Below are 24,794 nucleotides of genomic sequence, written 5' to 3' on the forward strand. Positions count from 1 at the left end.
CAGCGGGCCCGATTACAGTCTTGGCGACAGATGAGCCTGCGTCTTGGAAGAGGCAACAGGGTGACTTAGCGAGATAGATAAACCGTCAGGGTTTGGCCCGGTTTCAGCGCATGACCGCTGCGTGGGTTCCAGCGTTTGAGGTGCTTCATCTCGACATTGAAACGTTTGGCAACCAGGTACAGCGAATCACCCTTGCGTACCTTGTACTGGGTGGAGCGCTGCCCCGAGGCAGCCACGCGGTTGCCTGCGGCGCTCGGCGCGTTGCCGCCGCGCAGGGCCAGGACCTGACCGGCTTTCAGGCGGTTGCCCGGCAGTTTGTTCCAGCGCTGGATGTCCTTGACCGCAACGCGGTTGGCCTTGGCGATGCTGCTCAGGCTGTCGCCTCGCTTGACCCGGTAGCTGCGCGCGGCAGGCGCCGTGGCTTCGGCCACGGCGGCAGCGAACACGGCCTTGTTCGGCTGCAGGCTGACCAGCTGCTCGGGCTTGAGGTTGGACAGGCTGTCGCTGAGCAGTTGAGCCTTGGCGGTCGGCACCAGCAGCTGCTTGGGGCCATCCACGGTCATGCGTTTCTTGAAGGCCGGGTTGAGCTGGATCAGTTCGTCTTCGTCGATGTTGGCGAAGGCGGCGACCCGCGACAGGTCGAGGCGATCATTGATGGCCACCGCTTCGAAGTAGGGTTCGTTGGCGATGGGGGTAAGGTTCACACCATAGGCTTCAGGCGTGGAGACCACCTGCGACAGTGCCAGCAGCTTGGGTACGTAGTCACGGGTTTCCTGTGGCAGTGGCAGGTTCCAGTAATCGGTGGGCAGGCCGAGCTTTTCGTTGCGCTCGATGGCACGGCTGACGGTGCCTTCCCCTGCATTGTAGGCCGCCAGGGCCAGCAGCCAGTCGCCGTTGAACATGTCGTGCAGGCGGGTCAGGTAGTCCAGTGCGGCGTTGGTCGACGCAGTGATGTCACGACGGCCATCGTAGAAGTTGGTCTGGCGCAGGTTGAAATGGCGACCGGTGGCCGGCATGAACTGCCACATGCCCGCCGCGCTGGCGCGCGAGTAGGCCATTGGGTTGTAGGCGCTCTCGATTGCCGGCAGTAGCGCGAGCTCCAGCGGCATGTCGCGTTCTTCGAGGCGCTCGACAATGTAGTGCAGGTAGAGGCTGCCGCGCTCGCCGGCGCTCTCGAGGAACGTCGGGTTGCTGGCGAACCACAGGCGCTGCTGCTCGATGCGCGGGTTGACGTCGATGTTGTCCTGCAGGGCAAAGCCCTGGCGCATGCGCTCCCACACGTCCTGCGGCGGTTCGGCCGGTTTGACCGCCAGCGGCGAGGGCTTGTGCTTGATCCGTGCCTGGTAGGTGTGCGCGCGAACGCTGTCGGCTTCGTCGAGCTGACGGGTGCTCTGGCAGCCCACCAGGGTGGCGGCCAGCGCCAGCGCACTGATTTGGGCCAGGCGCGTCAGGGCGACTGAATGAGCGTTTCTGCGGCTACGGGAAGACATCGGCTGAGACAGGTTTCCGGGCGAAAAATTTCGGCGATTCTAGAAACCGCACCCTCCTGGGTCAACCGTTGTGAACCCTCTGCGATATATCTTGAGGTTATCAGAAGGTGTCCTTCCAAGACCTCAAAGCAGCAAAAACAGTGACCTGCGAGTCGTTTGAATGTCCCTTCCATTCGTCTGCTTTTTGTTTAACTAATGTTTCAGCGGTACGCAGGAAGGGGTTGGTCAGGCGCTCGAGACCGATCGTTGATGGCAAGGTGATGCGATTTTCGGCGCGCAACCGGGTAACGTTTTCGAACCGCTGCAGAACGTGCGGGTTGGTGGGCTCCACGGCCTTGGCAAAGCGCAGGTTGCTCAAGGTGTATTCGTGGGTGCAATAGACTTCGGTCTGCTCCGGCAGCGCCGCCAGCCGGGCGAGGGCGGGCTGCATCTGTTCCGGCGTGCCTTCGAACATGCGACCGCAGCCGGCGGCGAACAAGGTGTCGCCACAGAACAGCAGCGGTGTTGTCGGCTGGTCGCTGAAGTAGGCGATATGTCCCAGGGTGTGTCCCGGTACGGCCAGTACCTGGAAGACCACGCCCAGCACGTTGACCTGGTCGCCCTCGTCCAGCGCCAGGTCGCGGCCCGGAATCTGTTCTTGGGCCGGGCCGCAGACGCTGGCACCGGTCTGCTGCTTGAGGCGTTCGACACCGCCGACATGGTCATGGTGGTGGTGGGTCACCATGATGGTGTCCAGCACCCAGCCGGGGTGGGCGGCCAGCCAGGCCTCCACCGGGCCGGCTTCACCGGGGTCGACCACCGCGCAACGGCGTTTGGCAGTATCCTGTAACAACCAGATGTAGTTGTCGGAGAAAGCGGGTAGAGCGTCGATCTGTATCATGGTGCGGATCCGTATCGCCTGGCGTGGCACATGAGGGCATCTTAGCCGCGATGGCGCGGTGCGAGAACCTTCGAGGGAGAGCGCAATGACCGACCAAGCCTTTGCTCAGGCCGACCCGGAGTGGGTCGAGCTGATCAGACTGGCCCGTGAGTGGTTCAACGGCCCACTCGGCCAACTGATGTTGAAGGAAGAGGAAAAACTGCTGGAAGAGGAGCTCGGGCGCTTCTTCGGTGGCTACCTCGTGCACTATGGCCCCTGTGCCGAGGCGCCGCCCAGCGCGCCTCAGGTGCAGCGCAACGTGCGCCTTGGCGCACCGCTGCCGGGGGTGGAGATCGTCTGCGAGGAACAGGCCTGGCCCTTGAGCGAGCACGCCGCCGACGTGGTGGTGCTGCAGCATGGCCTGGACTTCAGCCTGTCGCCCCATGGCCTGCTGCGCGAGGCAGCCAGCGCGGTGCGCCCTGGCGGGCACCTGCTGATCGTCGGCATCAACCCCTGGAGCGGCTGGGGCGTGCGCCATTTCTTCAGCCATGGTGCCCTGCGCAAGGCGCGCTGCATCTCGCCGTCACGGGTCGGTGACTGGCTCAATCTGCTGGGCTTCGCGCTGGAGAAACGCCGCTTCGGGTGCTATCGTCCGCCGCTCACTTCGCCGGCCTGGCAGCAACGCCTGGCAGGCTGGGAACGGATGGCGGGGGGCTGGCAGTGTGCTGGCGGCGGGGTCTACCTGCTGGTGGCGCGCAAGATGGTGGTCGGCCTGCGGCCGTTGCGCCAGGTGCGCCGCGAGCCGATGGGCAAGCTGCTGCCGCTGCCGCTGGCCAAGGTCAACCGTACCACCGCCAACCCGGATACCGAAAAGCACTGAACATGAGTGGTACATGAGCGATAGCGTCGAGATGTATACCGATGGCGCCTGCAAGGGCAACCCCGGCCCAGGCGGCTGGGGCGTCCTGCTGGTCTTCAAGGGCGTCGAGAAGGAACTGTGGGGCGGCGAGCGCGAAACCACCAACAACCGCATGGAACTGATGGCCGCGATTCAAGGGCTGATGGCGCTCAAGCGTGAATGCGACGTGGTGCTGACCACCGACTCGCAGTACGTGATGAAGGGCATCAACGAGTGGATGACCAACTGGAAGAAGCGTGGCTGGAAGACTGCGGCCAAGGAGCCAGTGAAGAACGCTGACCTGTGGCAACTGCTCGACGAGCAGGTCAATCGCCACAAGGTCACCTGGAAGTGGGTGCGGGGGCACATCGGCCACCCCGGCAACGAACGCGCCGACCAGCTGGCCAACCGCGGCGTCGAGGAAGTGCGCGCCAAGCGTTGAGCTGCGGTACAATCGCCGCCTTTGTAACTGATGCAAGTTGGAGCGCCCCGCGTGGAGCAGCAGCAAGATAAACGCCTGGTCATTCTCGATACCGAAACCACCGGTATGCCGGTCAGCGAAGGCCACCGGATCATCGAGATCGGCTGTGTCGAGGTCATGGGCCGGCGCCTGACCGGGCGGCACTTCCACGTCTACCTGCAGCCCGACCGCGAAAGTGACGAGGGCGCCATCAACGTGCACGGCATTACTGATGCGTTCCTGGTCGGCAAGCCGCGCTTCGCCGATGTGGCCGAAGAGTTCTTCGAATTCATCCAGGGCGCCACCCTGGTCATCCACAACGCGGCGTTCGACGTCGGCTTCATCAACAACGAATTCGCCTTGCTGGGGCAGGACGACCGCGCCGACATCGCCAACCACTGCACCATCCTCGATACCCTGCTGCTGGCCCGTGCCCGTCACCCGGGGCAGCGCAACAGCCTCGATGCGCTGTGCAAACGCTACGACATCGACAACTCTGGCCGTGAACTGCACGGCGCGTTGCTCGACTCCGAATTGCTGGCGGACGTCTACCTGGCGATGACCGGTGGCCAGACCAGCCTGTCGCTGGCTGGGCACGGGGCCGACGCTGATGGTGACGGGCAGGGCGCTGGTGGTAGCGAAATCCGCCGCATCGTCGGGCGTGCGCCTGGGCGAGTGATCATGGCGTCTGCCGAAGAGCTGGAGGCGCATGCCGAGCGGCTGGCGGCGGTGGCCAAGTCGGCGGGTGGGCCATCAATGTGGCAAGCCCTGACCGAGACGCCTGCTGGCTGATCGATGAGCCTGTTACGGCCCTTTCGCGGGGCAAGCCCGCTCCTAGAGAAATGTCATCTCTCTCAGGTTCACTGATAATTCTGTAGGAGCGGGCTTGCCCCGCGAAGAGGCCGGTACAGGCAGCACAAGGCCAACTACCCTTAACAGGACAACAAGTCCTGCGAGGGTAGTAGCCGGATGTACAAGGACCTCAAGTTCCCCATCCTCATCGTCCACCGTGCGATCAAGGCCGACAGCGTTGCCGGCGAGCGCATCCGCGGCATTGCCGAGGAGTTGAGCCAGGACGGCTTCGCCATCATCAAGGCTGCCGATCACACCGAGGCGCGCCTGGTCGCCACCACCCACCACGGCCTGGCCTGCATGCTGATCGCCGCCGAAGGCGTCGGTGACAACATTCACTTGCTGCAGAATATGGCCGAGCTGATCCGCCTGGCCCGCCTGCGTGCACCGGACCTGCCGATCTTCGCCCTGGGCGAACAGGTCACCCTGGAAAACGCCCCTGCCGAGGCCATGAGCGAGCTCAACCAGCTGCGTGGCATCCTCTACCTGTTCGAAGACACCGTGCCATTCCTCGCCCGCCAGGTGGCGCGCGCCGCGCACAACTACCTCGACGGGTTGCTGCCGCCGTTCTTCAAGGCCCTGGTGCAGCACACCGCCCAGTCCAACTACTCATGGCACACACCCGGACACGGCGGCGGCGTGGCCTACCGCAAGAGCCCGGTGGGCCAGGCATTCCACCAGTTCTTTGGCGAAAACACCCTGCGTTCGGACTTGTCGGTCTCAGTGCCGGAGCTGGGCTCGCTGCTCGATCACACCGGCCCCCTGGCCCAGGCCGAGGCCCGTGCAGCGCGCAACTTCGGCGCTGATCACACCTTTTTCGTGATCAATGGCACCTCCACTGCCAACAAGATCGTCTGGCATGCCATGGTGGGTCGCGATGACCTGGTACTGGTTGACCGCAACTGCCACAAGTCGGTGGTCCACGCCATCATCATGACCGGCGCGATCCCCATCTACCTGTGCCCGGAGCGCAACGAGCTAGGCATCATCGGGCCGATTCCGCTCAGCGAGTTCAGCCCTGAGTCGATCCAAACCAAGATCCGGGCCAACCCGTTGGCCGCAGGGCGGGAGCCGCGCATCAAGCTGGCGGTGGTGACCAATTCAACCTACGACGGGCTGTGTTACAACGCCGGGCTGATCAAGCACGCGCTGGGTGCCAGCGTCGAGGTGCTGCACTTCGACGAGGCCTGGTTCGCCTATGCGGCGTTCCACGAATTCTTCGAGGGCCGCTACGCCATGGGCACCGCGTGCAGCGAGAGCAGCCCGCTGGTGTTCAGTACCCATTCCACTCACAAGCTGCTGGCCGCCTTCAGCCAGGCTTCGATGATCCACGTGCAGAACGGCGCCCAGCGCCAGCTGGATCGCGACCGCTTCAACGAAGCGTTCATGATGCATATTTCCACCTCGCCGCAATACAGCATCCTCGCCTCGCTGGATGTGGCTTCGGCCATGATGGAAGGCCCGGCCGGACGCTCGCTGCTGCAAGAGATGTTCGACGAAGCCCTGAGTTTCCGCCGCGCCCTGGCCAACCTGCGTGAGCACATCGCCGCCGAGGACTGGTGGTTCAGCATCTGGCAGCCGCCAGCGGCGGAGGGCATCCATCGCCTGGCGGCGCAGGACTGGTTGCTACAGCCGGGGGCCGAATGGCATGGCTTTGGCGAAGTGGCGGACGACTACGTCCTGCTCGACCCGCTGAAGGTGACCTTGGTGATGCCTGGGCTCAGCGCCGATGGCGTACTGGGTGAACACGGCATACCGGCGGCGGTGGTCAGCAAGTTTCTCTGGGAGCGCGGGCTGGTGGTGGAGAAGACCGGGCTATACAGCTTCCTGGTGCTGTTCTCGATGGGCATCACCAAGGGTAAGTGGAGCACGCTGCTCACCGAGCTGCTGGAGTTCAAGCGCCATTACGATGGCAACACGGCGCTCAGTGCCTGCCTGCCGAGCGTCGTCGCAGTCGATGCCGCGCGTTACCAAGGCCTGGGCCTGCGCGACCTGTGCGATCAGTTGCATGACTGTTACCGTGCCAATGCCACGGCCAAGCAGCTCAAGCGCTTGTTCACACGACTACCGGAAGTGGCCGTGAGCCCAGCGCGGGCCTATGACCAGATGGTGCGCGCAGAAGTGGAAGCTGTGCCGATCGAAGCATTGCTGGGAAGGATTGCTGCGGTGATGCTGGTGCCGTACCCGCCGGGTATTCCGCTGATTATGCCGGGCGAGCGGTTCACCGAAGCGACCCGCTCTATCCTCGATTACCTGGCGTTCGCGCGGGCCTTCAACCTTGGCTTCCCGGGCTTCGTCGCCGATGTGCATGGCCTGCAGAATGAAAGCGGCCAATATACAGTCGACTGCATCAAGGAATGCGAATGATCTCGACGCCGGACTGCGCCAGTTCGAAGCGGTTTTCGCCCAGGTGGTTGACGCGGTCGCCGATGGCCAGGCGGTAGGTGGTGATCGGGGCACCCAGTGCGCTGCCGTCCGCCTGCAGGGTGGACTCCTGGAATTCGTGGACGGGGTAGATACGGCCTTCGGCGTCACGGGCGTGGAATTGGCCGACCATTACTGCTGCCATTTGGGGAGAAACCTCTGAATTACGTAGGAAATGTCTGCAGACATAGACCGTAAAAGATACCTGGAAGTTTTCGTGTGGTGGAAAAAAATCCAGACCGCCGAGGAACGGTCATCTATAACTACTGACGTCCCTTTTCCCAGCAAAGGATGGATCACGCCATGAGCCAAGTGTATTCGGTAGCGGTTGTCGTCGGCAGCTTGCGCAAGGACTCCTACAACCGCAAGGTGGCCCGCGCACTTTCGGAGCTGGCGCCGTCCAGCCTTGCCCTGAAGATCGTCGAGATCGGTGACCTGCCGCTGTACAACGAGGATGTCGAGGCCGAGGGCGTGCCAGAGGCGTGGAGGCGCTTTCGTGATGAGATCCGCCGCAGCGACGCGGTGCTGTTCGTCACCCCGGAGTACAACCGTTCGGTACCGGGCGGCCTGAAGAACGCCATCGACGTGGGTTCGCGGCCCTACGGGCAGAGTGCCTGGAGTGGCAAGCCGGCGGCGGTGGCGAGCGTGTCCCCGGGCGCCATTGGCGGCTTTGGTGCCAATCATGCGTTGCGCCAGTCGCTGGTGTTCCTCGACATGCCCTGCATGCAGATGCCCGAAGCGTATATCGGTGGGGCGGCCAGTCTGTTCGATGAAGGTGGCAAGCTCAGTGACAAGACCCGGCCGTTCCTGCAGGGGTTCATCGACAAGTTTGCTTCCTGGGTGAAATTGAACAGGGCGGTCTGAGCCATCGTTGTTTCTTGAGCTGACGCATTCGCGGGTAAACCCGCGAATGCCCACGCACCGATCTATCAGAAGGACTGCGGCATCTCGCCCTTGGCCAGGCGGCGATTGATATCGGCAATTACCTCTGGCAAGTCGTTGATGGTGTCGATCAGGTAGTGCGGTCGCGAGCCAGCAAACAGTTGGTGAATGCGCTTGCGCTCGCTTTCCAGTTTCTCCGCACTCAGCGCCTGGTAACCTTCCCAGGTCAGCCCCAGGGCATTGCCCGAGCACACCAGGGCCACGGTCCACATCCCGGCGCGGCGGCCTTCGAGGATGCCCGGAACGGTGTCGTCGACCTTTACGCACGCCGCCACATCATCGATCCCAAGGGCAATCACGTTGGCCAGGGCCTGGGCTGGCCATGGGCGGCCATTCGGGGTTTCGTCGGTGGCCACCACGTGGTCGGCGACGTAGCCGTTTTGTGCTGCCAGCTCCACCACCTTGTCCATCACCACCTTCGGGTAGCCCGAGCACGAGCCGATTTTCAGGCCGTCCTGGCGCAAGCCGGTGAGGGTGTCCAGGGCGCCGGGGATCAGTGCCGAGTGCACGGCGATCTTCTCGATCTGCAGTGGCATGAAGCGATTGTAGATGGCGGTGACGTCATCGTCGCTCGGGGTGCGGCCGAACACCTTGCGGTAGCGCTCGGCGATCTCCGGCACGTCGCACAGGGTTCGGATGTGGTCCCATTTGCCCATGCCCATCGGGCCGCGGGCTTCTTCGATGGACACCTGTACGTCGAACTCGGCGAAGGCTTCGACGAAGATCTGGGTCGGGGCGAAGGAGCCGAAATCGACCACGGTGCCAGCCCAATCGAGGATGGCGGCTTGCAGCTGGGTAGGATTGCTGTAGTTCATGTGCGCTGATTCCTGAAATCGGGTGGGCAAAGGGTTAGATGTCCAGCACTTCCATTTCCCGCAGCACGTCGGCCACGGCATTGACGGCGGCCTGCATGCCATCGGCTCCGACCACGCCGATGCAGCCGACGCGGAAGGTCTCGACCTGGGTCAGCTTGCCCGGGTAAAGGATGAAGCCCTTGGCCTTGACCCGCTCGTAGAAGTCCTTGAACTGGTAGCGGGCATCGTTCGGCGCGTGGAAGGTGACGATGATCGGTGCCTGAATCTCGGCCGGCAGGAAGCTGCGCAGGCCAATGGCGGCCATGCCGTCGAGCAGGGTCTTGCAGTTGTTGGCGTAACGCTGATGGCGTGCTGGCAGGCCGCCTTCCTCGTTGTACTGTTGCAGGGCTTCGTGCAGGGCCGCGACCACGTGGGTCGGTGGGGTAAAGCGCCATTGGCCGGTCTTGGCCATGTAGGCGTGCTGATCGTGCAGGTCCATGGCCAGCGAGTGGGCATTGCCTTCAGCCGCGGCCAGGGCGGTTTTCTCGGCGAAGACGAAGCCCATGCCTGGCACGCCTTCCAGGCATTTGCCGGAAGCGGCGATCAGCGCCTCGAAGGGGATTTGGCGGGCATCGATCGGCAGCGCACCGAACGAGCTCATGGCGTCGATGATCAGGCGCTTGCCGTGGCGTTTGATCACCTGGGCGATCTCCGGCAGCGGGTTGAGGATGCCGGTGCTGGTTTCGCAGTGGATCAGCGCCACGTGGGTGATGGCCGGGTCGGCGGCGAGCAGGCGGTCGACGTCGGCGGCGGTGGTCGGCTGGTCTTCGGCGGTTTCAAAGGTGCTGTAGGTGCGGCCCAGCACTTTGCAGATCTTCGCCAGGCGCTGGCCGTAGGCACCGTTGATCAGGACCAGGACCTTGCCGTCACGTGGCACCAGGGTGCCGATGGCCGCTTCCACGGCGAAGGTGCCGCTGCCTTGCAGGGGCACGCAGTGGTGGCTGGCGATGCCGTCGATGATCGCCAGCAGTTGTTCGCAGACGCTGGCGGTCAGTTGGTTGAAATCGCGGTCCCAGGAGCCCCAGTCCACGAGCATGGCTTGGCGGGTGCGGATTGATGTGGTCAGGGGACCGGGGGTCAGCAGAATCGGGGCGTTGCTCATTCCGTTTTTTCCTCACAAGCAGTGGGCTGAAACTACGGGGTCTAGGTTGCAATTCCCGCTCTCATCAATCAAATTGTTTGTTGTTATCCGAGCTATAAGTCAGGCCGATAGATATGAATCTGTTCCAGCTGCGCGCCTTCGATGCCGTCGCCCGTGAAGGCAGCTTTACCCGCGCCGCCGCGCGCCTGTTCATCAGCCAGCCGGCGGTGACCGGGCACGTCAAGGCACTCGAGGAGCACTACCAGATCACCCTGCTGCGGCGTACTGCGCGGCGGGTCGAGCTGACCGAGGAGGGCACCCGCCTGGCAGCCATCACCCGGGCCATGTTCGGCTTGGCCGAAGAGGCCCAGGCCATGCTTGAAGCCAACCGGCAGCTGCTGACGGGGCGCCTGGAGGTGGCGGCCGATGGCCCGCACCGGGTCATGCCGATGCTGGCGCTGCTGCGTGAGCGCTACCCGGGCATTACCGTCAACCTGCGCCTGGGCAATGCCCAGGAGACCTTGGCGGCATTGCTCAGCGAGCATGCCGACGTCGCGGTGCTGACCGAGATCGAGCCACGCAAGGGCTTGTACCTGCAGAACCTCTGCGAATCGCGCCTGTGCGCCTTGCTGCCGGCCGGCCACGCCTGGGCACAGGTGGACAGCGACCTGCCGTTGGCAGAACTGCACCAGCAGATCATGGTGCTGCGTGAGCCCAGTTCAACGACGCGTCGCACCTTCGACAAGGCCTGCAACGCTGCCGGCGTGCAGCCGCGGGTGCAGCTGGAGCTGGATAGCCGCGAGGCGGTGACCGAGGCGGTGGCGTCGGAGTTGGGCATCGGTGTGGTGTCATCGACCGAGGTGGCCAATGATCCGCGGGTGGTGGCGCGGCCTCTGAACGGCCAGGGCCTGCTCAACCAGCACATGGTTGGCTGCCTGGAGCGGCGCCGCGAACTGCGCCTGATCCAGGCGTTCCTGGGCCTGGCGGCCAACCTTTGAGCCAGCCTAAGATGCCTGCATCAGCAAATGGAATGCCTATGAGCGAAAAAGACACCATTTCCATGCAGCTGGTACGTGAGGCACTGCTGCAGACCTGCCCCGCCGGCGAGCCAGACACCGGCTTGCTGGCGCGGGCAGGCATCGCTGTCGAACACCTGCATCTGCCCGAGGCGCGGGTCAGTGCCGATTCCTATGCCCGGCTCTGGCGCTTGCTTGCGCGGCGCTGCAACGATGAGTTCTTCGCCATGGACCCGCGCGGTCTGCGCAGCGGCAGCCTGGCGTTCATGTGCCGTGCTGGCATGGGGCAGCCGACCTTGGGCGCCGGCCTGGAAACCGTGCTGGCGTTTCTTTCGCTGATGCTCGAAGACTTGCAGCCAAGCCTGGTACGCCAAGCGAGCCTGGCCGAAATCGTCATCAACGAGCCACGCGACCGGCCGCGTCGCGCATTTACCTATTTCACCTTCTGGATGATCGTGCATGGCGTGGCCTGCTGGCTTGCCGGGCGGCGCATCCCGATCCTGGCCATCGATCTACGCTGTGGCGAGCCACCGTTCTGCGACGACTACCGGGTGATGTTTTCGCAGAACCTGCAATTTGAGCGCCCGCGAACGCGCATGATCATCGCCGCCGACTGCCTCGAGCTGCCGCTGCGACGCAGCGAGGAGGAACTGCAGCGCTTTCTGGCGGAGGCGCCGGGCAACATCCTGGTCAAGTACCGAGACCCGGCCAGCCTCGGGCGGCGTATTCGCACCGACCTGCTGCGCCAGGACCCCAGCCACTGGCCCGATGGCGACAGCCTGGCGCGGCAGTTGTGCCTGTCGCCCTCCACCCTGCGCCGGCGTCTGGCTGAAGAGGGGCAGAATTACCAAGGGTTGAAGGACAGTGTGCGGCGTGAGCTGGCGATCGCCTGGCTGAGCCAGCATGACGCGGCGCTGGGCGATATCGCTGTGCGCCTGGGCTTTGCCGACAGTAGTTCGTTCTACAAGGCGTTCCGTAAATGGTTCGGTTGCAATCCAGGGCACTATCGCGCGCTGATCCAGTCACGTGGTCCGGGGGGATGATGGGCGATTAATTCCGTGTTCCTGGCGCCAGCGTATGGAAGCAGGCTGGCAGGTCGAACAACCCTGAGGATTCGACCATGGCCAAAACGAAGGTGCACTCGAAGCTGCAGCACCTCGCGCAGGATTTTATCGCTGAGCAATTGCCCGGCTGGCTGAAGAACGCCACTCAAGCACAGCTCGGATCATTGCGCGCCTGCATGAGTGCGCATTTGAAAAGTCAGAAACACATGGCTGCGGCTTCGCAGCAACTGCTGCCGCTTGACCGGTTTGCTGCGCAAAAGCTTGAGCTGGCCATCAGGCAACAGCTGGCGCTGGACATTGACCTGTTCAAGGTCAACTGGCATGAACAGCGCCGACGCTTCTCGGTTGCGCCGGGCCGCCTGCCTGAGGACGACGACTACTTTGTGACGATGCCTGCCTTGCAGAAGCTGTTGCAGAACTTCCATGAGGGTGAAACGTTCTACGCGCAGACAGCGCTGACCGATGCAACGGCAGCGCCCGGTGAGCCGGAGCGGGTGGTCTCGCGGCGTATCGACGATATCGTCAGGCTTTGTCGCAGCGTTGATGTTGGCAAGTCCTATCAGGAGCACCTGAAGCAGGTCTTGACGAGCGCTTTAGAGCGTCAGTTGGCTACGGACAAACGCCAGGAACTGGCTGTGGCAGTCGAAATCGCCGCCATCAAAGGGCAGTTGACGTATAGCGACCAGAACATGTTGCGCCAGGTCGCTCAGGGACGACCTGCACAGCTGCCTTTGGGCTTCGAATTGTCCATGGGCGACCTGCAGTTGCTGGGACAACGCGTGGACGGGGCAGTGGCGTTCGAATTGGTGGGGACACCAGCAGGTCTGCCAGGGCTGGTCTTCAACCCCAGGAAACTGCTGGGGGTACTGCTGTATTTGCCAGACGACGCAGAGCGGCCATTGCGCCGTTTCGATGACTGGGCCACGGCGAACCTTGCCTTGGTCGCGGCGATGCGCGATGACCGGTTTCGTAAGGCCATTGCCCGTCGTATCGCGCTGGCCGGGCAGCCCGAGTTCTTGATAACCCTGGGCAAGCGTCTGCGGGATCCCAAGCCGGATCTGGAGCCCAGGCGAGTAGCCGAGAACGGTGAGGGTTTTGCAGCGCTGGCGGCAGGGCATGTACAACGCATCAAGGACGACGCTGCATTGCTGGCCGTACCGACGGCGCAGGCCGATGCCAGCGCCGCTGCCGAGCGTTTGCGCCAGCTGAAGGCGGTTGGACTGGTGCTGGTGAATCTGGCGGGTTTGTTCGTTCCGGGTGTCGCTGTACTGCTGTTGGCTGACCTGGCCCGCCAGGTATTGAGCCAAGTGTACGAAGGCGTCAGCGACTGGGCGCAGGATCACCAGCACGAAGCACTGGAGCACCTGCTTCAGGTTGCCTCGACAGTGGCGGCAGGGGCAGCCATTGCAGGTGGTACGCAGGCGTTGCGCAGCGCCTTCGTCGACCGGCTGGAGCCAGTAGTGACCGAGGCAGGCGGGAAACGCCTGTGGCAGCACGATCTGCAGCCCTACGAGGAGCGGGCGTCATTGCCCCCTTTGAAGGAGTTGGACAACGGCCTGCTCAGTGACGGCAAAGCCCATTGGTGGCGCTGTAACGGTGTGCTTTACCGGGTAAGGCGCAATGGCGCAGGTACCTGGCGATTGTTGCATCGTGAAGGGGCGGGCGTGTTTGGCCCTGTCTTGGAAAATAATGGAGAGCGCGCCTGGCGGATGGTCTACGAGCGGCCATTGGAGTGGCAGGGGACGAGCCTGCTGCTCAAGCGCCTGTGGCCGGATGCAACCAAATTGAGCACTGAACGGATCAGCCAGATCTTGGCCGTCGCGGATGTCGATGAAGCTCATCTGCGTGGTCTGTTGGTTGAGCGACGGCCTCTGCCGGTCAGGCTCCGCGATACCCTGGAGCGCTTTGCCGTCGACGCAAGAATCCATGATTTTTTCGCTCAAATCGGGGCAGGAGGCAACGATACCGAGGCCTTGCAATGGTGTATCGACAGGCTGGGTTTGCAAGACCAAAGCCTGGCAGGGCAGATTGAGTCGATCCAGGCATCCAGCGAAGCGCTACGCAGTCCAATGCTGGAACATTTCGCCAAGGCTTACCTGGCCGATGAGCCGCTGCTAGCCACATTGAAAGCGGCCTTCCCAGGGCTTGCGGATGCCTACGCCCTGGATTTGCTGAAGAACGCCAGTGTCGAGGTACGGCAACGACTGACCAGCGAATCCCGTGTGCCGCTGGCGCTGGCGGAACAGGTGCGCGGTATGCTCCAGGAGGCTCGCTTGACCCGGGCGCGCGAAGCACTCTACCTGCGCAGCAGTTACCATGCCGATGTCGTCACCCTGGTGTTCTCCTTGCTGCGGCGCCAGAGCCTGCTGCCCGGAGAGATCAACCTGGTGTTGCGCGAGCGCTCCAGTGGCGGGGCGGTACTGGAGCGGCTGTTCCCTGAAATGGGCGGTGCGCAGCCGCTGACGGTCATGGTCAGGGCCAATGGCGCATTTGCGCTCTTCGACGAGGCGGGACGTGCCAGCGAGATCGAAGTCGCAGAGCCACAGGGATTGTTCGAGGTGCTGGCTGCCTGTCTGCCACCCGCATTCATGCAGCGTCGAGGGTGGGCCGGCGAGGACGCTGCAGAGCGCATCCGTTCAGCCATGCAGCGTGCGTTGCCAGGGGATCGACGGGCGTTGATCAGACTGCTTGGCTGGCTCGAAGCCAGGCCTGTTGGATCTTCCCTGCACCGATTGCGCGATGGCCGCTTGGGTTATCTGCTCAGCGGCCGGGGCGCCCCGGCGGGGACTGAGGGGCGGATTCTGCGGCAACGGATTCGTGGTCTGTACCCGTCGTTCGATGAGGCAGCAGTCGATCGATACCTGCAATTGCTGCTCAATCAGTCAGGGTCGGCCTATGCCATCCTGCTGCGCCAGGAGCAGGAATATCGAGCGCTTGAAGAAAGCCTGCAGCACTGGCGAAACGCAGTCAGCGCTCCTGAACGGGGACGCAGAGGCGCAGTTGCAGATATATTCCTGCGGGCGTGGCGGCTGGAGGGTGAAGAGGCTTTCTACCGCAACGGCCAACCTGCTGGCTTACGGATCAGCGTGCTGGGCATACCGGCACGTAGCCTGCCGCCGATTCCTGTCGGTACGGACTTCGGCCACATCACCGACATGGCCCTCGTGGGGATGCGGCTGGAGGCTCTGCCAGCCGGGTTCCTGAGGCACTTTCCTGAACTGCGACGACTGGATCTGAGCGACAATGCCTTGAGTACGATCCCGGATGATCTTCATTGGTTGACTGCGCTGCGTCATCTGCGCCTGGCCCGCAATCAGATTCGCATGAGCGAGGGACAGGTGAATGCGCTGGCCGCTCTGGGCCGCCTGCGCACGCTGAACCTCAACGAGAATAGACTGGGCTCGATCAGCCTGCGCTTCAACCAGTTATCCCGCTTACGGGAACTCCATTTGTATCGAGCTGGATTGCTGGCAGTGCCGAGCGGCCTTGAGTGGTGTGGTCTGCTGGAGTATGCCGACTTGAGCCACAACCAGATTTCCAGCTTGCCTGAGGTACTGCTCGATGCTCCGTTGGCCCTGCGGCAAGTGGTCCGTGTGGCGCATAACCCGCTGTCGGTGGCGGACCTTGAGCGGTTGTATGCACCCATTCCGGCACCTGCGAATCTGCCCCCGCTCGAGGACAACTTGCAGGTGCAAGCGATCCTCGATGCCAGGAACGCCTGGCTCGACACACTGGCCGCACCCGAGCAAGTGTCCAGGGCTGAGCAGTGGGACGCCTTGCAGGGGGAAGCAGGCAGCACTCAATTCTTCGAGTTGTTGACAGAGTTGACTGACACGTCTGACTTCCGTCTGGCACGCGACGACCTTTCGCAAAGGGCCTGGACCATGATCCAGCTCGCACATGACGATTCGCGCATAAGAACGGAGTTGTTCGAACGAGCGGCTGACCCTCGTACCTGCGTCGACAGTGTGGCGCACTGCTTCAGCCAGCTGGAAGTGCGCATGCGGGTGCTACAGGTGACGTTCGGGCAGGAGCCACTGGCTTCGAGGGATGCCCGCTTGCTATTGGCTCAACGCATGTTCCGTCTTGACCAGGTGGAGATGTTCGCCCGCAGCGATTTTCAGGGCCGGCTTGCCAAGGGGCGTCGTGTGGATGAGGTCGAGGTCAGCCTGGCTTACAGGGCGGGCCTGGCGGAGCGCCTCAATCTTCTGGGACAGCCGCGGACCATGGAGTACCAACGGCTTGCCGAGGTGACGCAGGTTCATCTTGATCGGGCATACCGAGCAGTTCTGGCTGCCGAAACGGGCAGTGAGCGGATTCGCTACATCAGCCAACGCGACTTCTGGACACCCTACCTCCGCGACAGATATCCCGAGGCTTTTGCGCAGATCGCCGAACGTTTCGACACAAAGATGGATGCGCTGGACGATGAGAAAGAAGCGCTTGGCAGTAGTGCATATGTGCAGCGTTGCGAAAAGCTTCGGGATGATCGAGAGCAAGCTTTGGATGCACTTGCCTTGAAGCTCACCCAGGATGAATTGAACATGACCTCGTCAGGCAGTTCCCGCACGTCGGGTGGCAACGAACCGCTTCCTCCTGCATCCTGATCTGAGTATTGGACAACATGATTGGCATTCATCCGAATGCCAAAGAGCCAATCATGTCGAACCCAGTAACCAAAATCGATCAATTCATCGAGGCCAAATTGCCTGACTGGCTCAAGCGAGCATCAAGAGGGCAAATCAAGGCCCTGCGGACCAGCCTTGACGCACATCACGCCAGCCAGGCGCGGTTGCGTGGCCTCACGCTCGAGCTACTACCAATTCCTCAGTTCGCCGAGCAGCACCTGGTGGCGCTGCTCGATAAGCCTTTGCCCGACGGCCAGCCTTTCGGTCAACTTGAGTGGCTCCTGGTGGCGCCACGCTTCGGCAGGTTGCCAGGCTCCTTGCAGCAGACTTACGAATACAGCCAGAAACGTGAGAACGGGTTGTTACGGCTCATGCGCAATTTTGCCGCAGGTACCACTTACTACGATGGTACCGGGCTGGTGTCGCCGGGGCGCGATCAACCTTTGAATGGACCACTTGACGCATTCATCAAGGAATGCCGCGAGCTGGATATCGGCACGCGTTATCAAGAGAAACTGGAGCAGATCTTTAATCCCAGAACGCAGGCAATACTGGTCGAGGATAAACGTGCAGGGCTCAAGCTTGCGATCGAGTTGGCTGCGTTGAAGGGGCAGATCAGTGCCGATGTGCAAATTGCCTTGCGTGAGATCGCAGATGATGGGCAGGCGCATCGGCAGGAGGGGCTGACAGCTGATCCCTGTCTCCTGGCGGCACTGGGGCAGCCGGTGGCCGATGGCTTGTTGATTCCATTGCGCGACAGCGCGAAGGCTGACAGGGGCATCGTGCTCTACCTTCCCAGTGACCCGCAGCAGGCGCTGCGACATTTCGACAATCGTGTGTCCCTTGAAAGTGCCTTGGCGAACCTGCTGCAAAAGGCCGATTACCGTCAGTACTTCACGCAGTTGGTCAGCCTCGAGCACCGTGCAGATTTTGTCACGCTGCTGGACACTCGCCTCAAGGACGCCCAGCCTGACTTGGAGGTCGAGGGTCGCAAACAGCCCGATAACATCTTCTCGCAACTGGCTGCCCTGCAAATTCAGCGGGTCAAGGATGACGCGCGAGTGTTGCTGGTAACCAGCGCCGATGCCGATAGCGCGGCAGTACGAGCCAGGCATGCGAAATGGGAAGCGGCAGGCCTGGACCTGGTGAACTTGGCAGGGTTCTTCATTCCGGTGGTGGGCGGGCTTTTGCTGGGTCAGTTGGTTGCTCAGACGTGCTTGGAAGTATTCGAGGGGGTGAGAGACTGGTCGAGGGGCCGTCAGCATGAAGCGCTGGGGCATCTGCTCGGGGTTGCCGAGACCTTGGCGGCCACTGCAGCCACTGTGGTGGGTGTCAGTTACGTGCGTAGCGCCTTTGTCGCTAGTCTGGAACCTGTAAGCCTGGGGAAGGGGGGCGGGCGGCTGTGGTGTTTTGATGCCGAGAATTATCGGTCATCCCCAAGCGATATCGATTTGCTCGAAGACGGGCGTTATGGCGCCGGTGGACGTGGTTGGATTCAGGTCGATGGACGTTATCAGGAAGTGCATCAGCCTGTTCCTGACGGCCCCTATCGATTACGTCATGTTGCAGGCGATGGCAGTTACGGACCCGTAGTGCTCTACAACGGCGAGCGCGGATGGCGCCTGTTACGCGAGCACCCGCTGGCATGGGAGGAGCCTGTGCGCATGCTCGATGCGCTTTGGCCGCAGCATCCGCCAATTGACCAATTACAGTCAGAGCACATCCTGCAGGTGGCAGGCGTCGATGAGGACGAATTACGCGGTGTTCTGGTGGAAAACCGGCCAGCCCCGGTTAATCTCAGGTACGCCCTACGTGCTTTCCAGGCACATGCGCGCATTGAAACATTCTTCAAGCGAATTCGCCTGAAGGCGCTGATGCCAGCCGACAGTGAACTTCTGGCCTGGAGTGAGGGCCGCGCGGGGGGCGGTAGCGGGTTGGAGCAAGTATTGGCCCATGAAGTTGAATTGCGCCCGCAGTTGTTCGCTCACTTGACGCAACAACCATTTGCACAAGACCCACTCAGCGTGTTGGTCGCTCGGGACTTTCCGGGTCTGCCTTCGTCGTACATGAGCGAAGTGCTACGCCAGGCTACTGACCTTGAGCGTGACATGGCAAAGGTCGAGGGCCGCTTGCCAATTTCGTGTGCTGACAATGCCCATTCGCTGCTGCGCCTGGCACGGCTGAACCGGGCGCTGGCAGGCCTCTACCTGAGTACGGGCTACTGCGATGATACGGGGGAGCTGGTGCTTGCCTTACTGGATGGCCTGGAGCTTGAAGGCGTCAGCATCGACTTGCGCGAAGGGACGGTGGATGGACGCTCGATCAAGCGTGTAGGCAATGGCGGGCAAGGTGAGCAGGACAGGCTGCTGGTGCGCAGTAACGGCCGCTTTCAAATTTACAACGGGCTGGGCGAGGAGCAAGTGTTCAAGCCAGCTGACCCTGGCTGCATCTTCGAGGCAATCTATGCAGCGCTTTCACCCGAGCAGCAGGCCGCCAACGTCTCAACTGGCCAGTTGCGCGAGCAGCTGCTGGCACTTTTACCCGCTTCGCACTGGGGCATCAGCCGCATGCTGCGCAGGCCGGAGCAACGCCCCTGGTTCAACCCGGGTCGTCGCCTGGATGATGGGCGGGTAGGGTACCCGCTCAGTGGCCATCCTTCCGCTGGCCCCAGGAGTGAGCAGGCGATCATTCGCGATCAGCTGCGCGCCCTTTATCCCGGCCTGAATGAGCAAGCGATCGAGGATGAACTGGCACGCCTGCAGCAAGGCGAGCGACCGGTACTCGAGCGTCTGGTGGAGTTGCAGGACGATCATGATCAGCTCGTGCAACACCTTAACCGCTGGGTGAGCGCCGAGCTGCAGGAAGGTCGTCAGAACGCGCGCCGGTTGACAGCGGACAGTATCCTGCGGGCATGGCGGCTGCAGGGTGAAATCGTTCCGGCAAGTGCGGGGCAAGCACAGGGGCAACGCTTGTCGCTCAGGGGTAGTCATCTGCGGACGCTTCCGCAGCTACCGCCGCAGATCGACTTTCATCGCATCACCATGCTGAGCGTGAGCGATACGCAGGTCAGCGATGTTCCGGTTGACTTCCTGCGTCCGTTCACCGCCGTGACCGACTTGAACCTCAGCAGCAACCATTTGCTGCTCATGCCAACGGGCATCGCTCATCTCCCGCAAATCCGGGTGCTGCGCCTGGCACACAATCAGATCCGGCTTAACGCACAGGCAGTCGAGATACTTCACGGCCTGCCCAACCTGGTTCATCTTGACCTGAGTCACAACCGGCTGGAAGGGCTGGACCTGCGACTCCACCACCTTTCCCAGCTGACTACGCTCAACCTTCGCCATTGCCGGCTGGGGGGATGGCCTGAGCGCCTGGAGCTTTGCGGTCTGCTCGAACGTGCCGATCTACGTGACAACAGTATCCGCACAGTGCCGCAGGAGATCCAGCAAATGCCCTACGCATTCCGGCGCGTAATGCTGGTGCAAGGCAATCCGTTGTCGGCCATGCAACTGCGTCAGTTGTATGCGCTTGAGGTCGTTGAAGAGCATGGGCACTTGCCTGAGGCTTCCGGGCCGGTAGATCTGGCCCGGGCCCGCACGCTCTGGGTGGCGCATGTGGATGCAGCCGTTCAGGCAGGGCGCGAGGCGTTGTGGCAGCGGCTGCTGGATCAACCCGGGAGTTCGGGACTGTTCAGGCTTCTGGCCCGCCTGGAGTTTACTGCGGACTACGAGCAGGCGGGGGAAGGGCGAACTGCGCTGGCCGAAGGTGTGTGGACGTTGCTGGAGGCGCTCGATGAAGATCCGGTGCTCTGTCAGCGGGTCCTGGTGCGCGCCAGCCTGCCGTCGTCTTGCCTGGATGCCGTCGCCAGCCGCTTCAGCGCACTTCAGGTCCTGGTAAGGCAGGCCCAAGCCGAAACCGAAGCCCTCAACCCTGAAAACAGGAGCGTGCTGTTGGAACTCGGCCGCCAGCTTTTCCGCCTGGAGCAGCTCGAAGGGGTCGCCTATCGGGATGGTCGGCAGCGCCAGGTCGCCGGTGAGCATTTCGATCAGTTCGCACTGGGATTGGCCTACAGGGTGCAGCTTCGTAGTCGCTTGAATTTGCCCTTCCAGCCTCATGCCATGCGCTATCCCGACACCGCCGAGCTGACTGCGACGCAGGCTGAGGCGGCTTTGCGGCGGGTCGAGCAAGCGCAAACGCTGGAAACCCTCACCGATAACCTGAGCCAGCGAGAGTTCTGGCGCCGCTACTTGCGTCAACAACACGTCCTGATGTTCGAAGCGATCAGTACGGACTACAACCAGCGCTCGATCCAGTTGCAGACCGAGCGGCCCGGCTTGTCTGCAGAACAATACGATGAGCGGCTCAGCCAGCTGCGACGCCAGGAGGTCGACGATGTCGAGCGCCTGGTCAGCAGCCTCACCGAGTCCTACTTGCGCGCTGGCGAACGCGCAGAAGGTTGAACAGAGGCTGCCAAACCGGTCATCCAGATTGACAGCTTTGGCCATTGCCGCGTTTGGCAGGCAGCGCGAACATCGTCGGACCGATGGTTCAACTCCAAAAACAAGAAACCAGGAGTCCGACGATGCGCGATTACGCCGAGGCAGCTCGTGCGTTCGACCATGCCCAAGCCGCTGCAGCGGCGTTGCATGGCGACCTCACTGCCCTCAATGCCTGTGTCGAATGCTGTGACCGCCATGCTGGCGACGGCAAGCTGGCGCTGATCTACGAGGACCGCGATGGCAATGGCGTGCGGTACAGCTTCGATCACCTTCAGGCTCAAGCCGCCCGTTTTGCCAATGTCCTCAAGGCACAGGGCGTAGAGCCCGGAACCCGGGTTGCCGGGCTGATGCCGCGTACGCCCGAGCTGCTGATCACTATCCTTGCCACCTGGCGCCTCGGGGCGGTGTACCAGCCACTGTTTACCGCGTTCGGCCCCAAGGCGATCGAGCATCGACTGGAACAGTCGCACGCCCGTGTCGTGGTCACCGATAGCCACAACCGCGTCAAGTTGGATGATGTGCACGCTTGCCCGGCGATCATCACGGTCAATTCCCGCGACGGCGAACTGGACTTCCAGCAATGCCTGGACAGTGCAGCGGACGTCTGCGAGCCGGTGATGCGGGCGGGCAACGACCCGTTCCTGCTCATGTTCACCTCGGGTACCACTGGCCCGGCCAAACCGCTCGAAGTGCCGCTGCGCGCCATCGTCGCCTTCCAGGGCTACATGCGCGACGCCATCGACCTGCGTCCCGAAGACAACTTCTGGAATCTGGCCGACCCAGGCTGGGCCTATGGCTTGTATTACGCCGTCACTGGCCCGCTGTCGCTTGGCCATGCCACCACCTTCTACGATGGACCGTTCAGTGTCGACAGCTGCGCCCGGGTGATCGCCAAGCTGGGCATCACCAACCTGGCCGGTTCGCCCACGGCGTATCGGTTGCTCATTGCTGCCGGCAATGACTTTTCGGCCCCGATCAAGGGCCGCCTGCGGGTGGTCAGCAGTGCTGGCGAGCCACTGAACCCGGAAGTGATCCGCTGGTTCGCCGACGAGCTGGGCGTGACCATCCACGACCACTATGGCCAGACCGAACTGGGCATGGTCTTGTGCAACCACCATGGCCTGGCGCATCCGGTGCATCTGGGTTCGGCTGGCTTCGCCATCCCGGGCCACCGCATCGTGGTGTTGGACGAGCAGGGCAACGAACTGCCGGCCGGTCAGCCAGGCATTCTTGCCGTGGACCGCGAGCAGTCACCGCTGTGCTGGTTCGCTGGCTACCATGGCCTGTCAACCAAGGCCTTTGTCGGCAACTACTACCTCAGCGGCGATACCGTCGAGCTTAACCAGGATGGCAGCATCAGCTTTGTCGGTCGCAGTGACGACGTCATCACCACCTCCGGCTACCGGGTCGGCCCGTTTGACGTGGAAAGCGCGCTGATCGAGCACCCTGCGGTGATCGAAGCGGCGGTGATCGGCAAGCCGGACCCCGAGCGTACCGAGCTGATCAAGGCTTTCGTGGTGCTGGCCAGCGGTTATCAAGGCACTAACGAGCTGGAGGAAACCCTACGCCAGCACGTGCGTCAGCGGCTTTACGCTCACGCTTACCCCAGGGAAATCGAATTTGTCAGCGAGTTGCCCAAGACCCCAAGCGGCAAGCTGCAACGTTTCATCCTGCGTAACCAGGAAGTCGCCAAACAACAAGCGCAACAGGCCACCCCTGCCAGCGCCTGAAAAGGAAACAGATCATGCAGATAGCCAACAGACACTTCATCGTCAGCGGCGCCGCGTCCGGGCTGGGCGCGGCTACCGCGCAAATGCTGGCAGAGGCCGGCGCCAAGGTCATGCTGGTCGACCTCAATGCCCAGGCAGTCGAGGCCAAGGCCCGCGAGCTGGGTGACAAGGCCCGCTTCGCGGTGGCCGACATCAGCGACGAGCATGCTGCGCAGGCGGCGGTCGAGGCGGCGGTAAGCGCCTTCGGCAGCCTCCACGGGCTGATCAACTGCGCTGGTATCGTTGGTGCCGAAAAGGTGTTGGGCAAGCAAGGCCCACACGGTCTGGCCAGCTTCGCCAAGGTCATCAACGTCAATCTGATTGGCAGCTTTAACCTGCTGCGCCTGGCGGCAGCGGCCATGGCCGAAGGCCAGGCGGACGAAAACGGCGAGCGCGGGGTGATCATCAACACCGCCTCCATCGCCGCCTATGATGGCCAGATCGGCCAGGCCGCCTATGCGGCCTCCAAGGGCGCTATCGCCAGCCTCACCCTGCCGACCGCCCGCGAACTGGCGCGCTTCGGTATCCGCGTGATGACCATCGCCCCGGGCATCTTCGAAACCCCGATGATGGCCGGCATGAGCGATGAAGTACGTGCCTCGCTGGCGGCTGGCGTGCCGTTCCCGCCGCGCTTGGGCCGTCCTCAGGAATACGCCGCGCTGGCCCGCCACATCATCGAGAACAGCATGCTCAACGGCGAGGTGATCCGCCTCGACGGCGCACTGCGCATGGCTGCCAAGTAAGGAGAATGCACATGACACTCGCCACTGACCCGATCGTTATCGTCAGCGCCGTGCGCACGCCCATGGGCGGCCTGCAGGGCGACCTCAAGAGCCTGACCGCGCCGCAACTGGGCAGCGCAGCCATCCGCGGTGCCGTGGAGCGCGCCGGCATCGACGCCACCAGCGTCGAGCAAGTGCTGTTCGGCTGCGTGCTGCCCGCCGGCCAGGGCCAGGCCCCCGCACGACAGGCTGCGCTCGGTGCCGGGCTGGGCAAGCACACCACCTGCACCACCCTGAACAAGATGTGTGGCTCGGGCATGCAGGCGGCGATCATGGCCCATGACCTGCTGCTGGCCGGTACCGCCGATGTGGTGGTGGCCGGCGGCATGGAGAGCATGACCAACGCGCCATACCTGCTGGACAAGGCCCGCGGTGGCTACCGCATGGGCCACGGCAGGATCATCGACCACATGTTCATGGACGGCCTGGAAGATGCCTATGACAAGGGTCGCCTGATGGGCACCTTTGCCGAAGACTGCGCCCAGGCCAATGCCTTCAGCCGCGAAGCCCAGGACCAGTTCGCCATCGCCTCGCTGACCCGCGCCCAGGACGCTATCAAGAATGGCCGCTTTGCCGCCGAGATCGTGCCGGTAGAGGTCACCGAGGGCAAGGAGACGCGCGTCGTCAAGGACGATGAGCAACCGCCCAAGGCGCGCCTGGACAAGATCCCGCAGCTCAAGCCGGCGTTCCGCGAAGGGGGCACGGTAACTGCCGCCAACTCCAGTTCGATCTCCGACGGTGCTGCAGCGCTGGTGCTGATGCGCCGCTCCGAAGCCGACAAGCGTGGCCTCAAGCCGCTGGCGGTGATCCACGGCCATGCCGCCTTCGCCGACACCCCGGCACTGTTCCCGACCGCGCCGATCGGTGCCATCGACAAGCTGATGAAGCGAACCGGCTGGAATCTGGGCGACGTCGACCTGTTCGAGATCAACGAAGCGTTTGCCGTGGTCACCCTGGCGGCCATGAAACACCTCGACCTGCCGCACGACAAGGTCAATATCCACGGTGGCGCCTGCGCCTTGGGCCACCCGATCGGCGCCTCGGGCGCACGTATCCTGGTGACCCTGCTGTCGGCCCTGCGCCAGAACAACCTGCGTCGCGGCGTGGCCGCCATCTGCATCGGCGGTGGCGAGGCCACGGCCATTGCAGTCGAATGCCTGTATTGAGGTGAGC

17 protein-coding genes are annotated in these 24,794 nt (G+C 62.9%); 12 read left to right on the forward strand and 5 right to left on the reverse strand.

Annotated features, from left to right (window positions below; translation table 11 throughout):
* Positions 1–65: 65 nt before the first annotated feature.
* Both BGP85_RS07770 and gloB read right to left on the reverse strand, forming a co-directional pair.
* On the reverse strand, positions 66–1,490 hold the full coding sequence (locus tag BGP85_RS07770) for a lytic transglycosylase domain-containing protein (protein ID WP_103446641.1): 1,425 nt from the start codon (positions 1,488–1,490) through the stop codon (positions 66–68).
* A gap of 100 nt (positions 1,491–1,590) precedes the next feature.
* The gene (gene gloB, locus BGP85_RS07775; RefSeq protein WP_103446642.1) at positions 1,591–2,370 is read right to left on the reverse strand and encodes a hydroxyacylglutathione hydrolase; all 780 of its coding nucleotides are present in this window, start codon (positions 2,368–2,370) and stop codon (positions 1,591–1,593) included.
* 85 nt (positions 2,371–2,455) lie between these two features.
* On the opposite strand from gloB, the gene BGP85_RS07780 reads away from it, so the two are divergent.
* The 4 genes from BGP85_RS07780 to BGP85_RS07795 all read left to right on the forward strand — a co-directional run bounded on the left by BGP85_RS07780 (position 2,456) and on the right by BGP85_RS07795 (position 6,926).
* Positions 2,456–3,229 carry a class I SAM-dependent methyltransferase gene (locus tag BGP85_RS07780; protein WP_103446643.1) on the forward strand — a complete coding sequence of 258 codons (774 nt, stop codon included), beginning with the start codon at positions 2,456–2,458 and terminating at the stop codon, positions 3,227–3,229.
* A 13-nt stretch (positions 3,230–3,242) separates the two neighbouring features.
* A complete protein-coding gene (rnhA, locus tag BGP85_RS07785; protein WP_103446644.1) occupies positions 3,243–3,689 on the forward strand; it encodes a ribonuclease HI in 447 nt (148 codons plus the stop codon).
* A gap of 51 nt (positions 3,690–3,740) precedes the next feature.
* Complete coding sequence (gene dnaQ / locus BGP85_RS07790; protein ID WP_103446645.1) at positions 3,741–4,499, forward strand: DNA polymerase III subunit epsilon; 759 nt, start codon at positions 3,741–3,743, stop codon at positions 4,497–4,499.
* 177 nt (positions 4,500–4,676) lie between these two features.
* Complete coding sequence (locus tag BGP85_RS07795) at positions 4,677–6,926, forward strand: Orn/Lys/Arg family decarboxylase (RefSeq protein ID WP_103446646.1); 2,250 nt, start codon at positions 4,677–4,679, stop codon at positions 6,924–6,926.
* On the opposite strand, the gene BGP85_RS07800 is transcribed toward BGP85_RS07795, so the two are convergent.
* Positions 6,910–7,128 carry a hypothetical protein gene (locus BGP85_RS07800; RefSeq protein ID WP_103446647.1) on the reverse strand — a complete coding sequence of 73 codons (219 nt, stop codon included), beginning with the start codon at positions 7,126–7,128 and terminating at the stop codon, positions 6,910–6,912. The two genes, BGP85_RS07795 and BGP85_RS07800, sit on opposite strands and share 17 nt — an antisense overlap.
* A gap of 158 nt (positions 7,129–7,286) precedes the next feature.
* Here BGP85_RS07800 and BGP85_RS07805 point away from each other — a divergent pair, with 158 nt between their 5' ends.
* Positions 7,287–7,847: an NADPH-dependent FMN reductase gene (locus BGP85_RS07805; RefSeq protein WP_103446648.1), complete on the forward strand. Its 561-nt coding sequence runs from the start codon at positions 7,287–7,289 to the stop codon at positions 7,845–7,847.
* A 65-nt stretch (positions 7,848–7,912) separates the two neighbouring features.
* Here the strand turns inward: BGP85_RS07805 and phnX are convergent, their stop codons facing one another.
* Positions 7,913–8,740 carry a phosphonoacetaldehyde hydrolase gene (gene phnX, locus BGP85_RS07810; protein WP_103446649.1) on the reverse strand — a complete coding sequence of 276 codons (828 nt, stop codon included), beginning with the start codon at positions 8,738–8,740 and terminating at the stop codon, positions 7,913–7,915.
* 34 nt (positions 8,741–8,774) lie between these two features.
* On the reverse strand, positions 8,775–9,881 hold the full coding sequence (locus BGP85_RS07815; protein WP_103446650.1) for a 2-aminoethylphosphonate--pyruvate transaminase: 1,107 nt from the start codon (positions 9,879–9,881) through the stop codon (positions 8,775–8,777).
* A gap of 113 nt (positions 9,882–9,994) precedes the next feature.
* On the opposite strand from BGP85_RS07815, the gene BGP85_RS07820 reads away from it, so the two are divergent.
* The 7 genes from BGP85_RS07820 to BGP85_RS07850 all read left to right on the forward strand — a co-directional run bounded on the left by BGP85_RS07820 (position 9,995) and on the right by BGP85_RS07850 (position 24,787).
* A complete protein-coding gene (locus tag BGP85_RS07820) occupies positions 9,995–10,858 on the forward strand; it encodes a LysR substrate-binding domain-containing protein (RefSeq protein WP_103446651.1) in 864 nt (287 codons plus the stop codon).
* Positions 10,859–10,896: 38 nt separating this feature from the next.
* Positions 10,897–11,919 (forward strand): AraC family transcriptional regulator, encoded by a 1,023-nt coding sequence (locus tag BGP85_RS07825; protein ID WP_103446652.1) that lies wholly within the window; start codon positions 10,897–10,899, stop codon positions 11,917–11,919.
* 77 nt (positions 11,920–11,996) lie between these two features.
* Positions 11,997–16,547, forward strand: a complete 4,551-nt coding sequence (locus BGP85_RS07830; RefSeq protein WP_103446653.1) for an NEL-type E3 ubiquitin ligase domain-containing protein — start codon at positions 11,997–11,999, stop codon at positions 16,545–16,547.
* Between the two features lie 53 nt (positions 16,548–16,600).
* Positions 16,601–21,031, forward strand: a complete 4,431-nt coding sequence (locus BGP85_RS07835) for an NEL-type E3 ubiquitin ligase domain-containing protein (RefSeq protein ID WP_103446654.1) — start codon at positions 16,601–16,603, stop codon at positions 21,029–21,031.
* A 122-nt stretch (positions 21,032–21,153) separates the two neighbouring features.
* Positions 21,154–22,800, forward strand: a complete 1,647-nt coding sequence (locus BGP85_RS07840; protein ID WP_103446655.1) for an AMP-binding protein — start codon at positions 21,154–21,156, stop codon at positions 22,798–22,800.
* A 14-nt stretch (positions 22,801–22,814) separates the two neighbouring features.
* Positions 22,815–23,582, forward strand: coding sequence for an SDR family NAD(P)-dependent oxidoreductase (locus tag BGP85_RS07845; protein ID WP_103446656.1), 768 nt, complete (start codon positions 22,815–22,817; stop codon positions 23,580–23,582).
* Positions 23,583–23,593: 11 nt separating this feature from the next.
* Positions 23,594–24,787: an acetyl-CoA C-acyltransferase gene (locus BGP85_RS07850; protein ID WP_103446657.1), complete on the forward strand. Its 1,194-nt coding sequence runs from the start codon at positions 23,594–23,596 to the stop codon at positions 24,785–24,787.
* Positions 24,788–24,794 lie beyond the last annotated feature (7 nt).

Origin of the sequence: Pseudomonas putida (assembly GCF_002906855.1) — a bacterium.
GTDB classification, from domain to species: Bacteria; Pseudomonadota; Gammaproteobacteria; order Pseudomonadales; family Pseudomonadaceae; genus Aquipseudomonas; species Aquipseudomonas putida_N.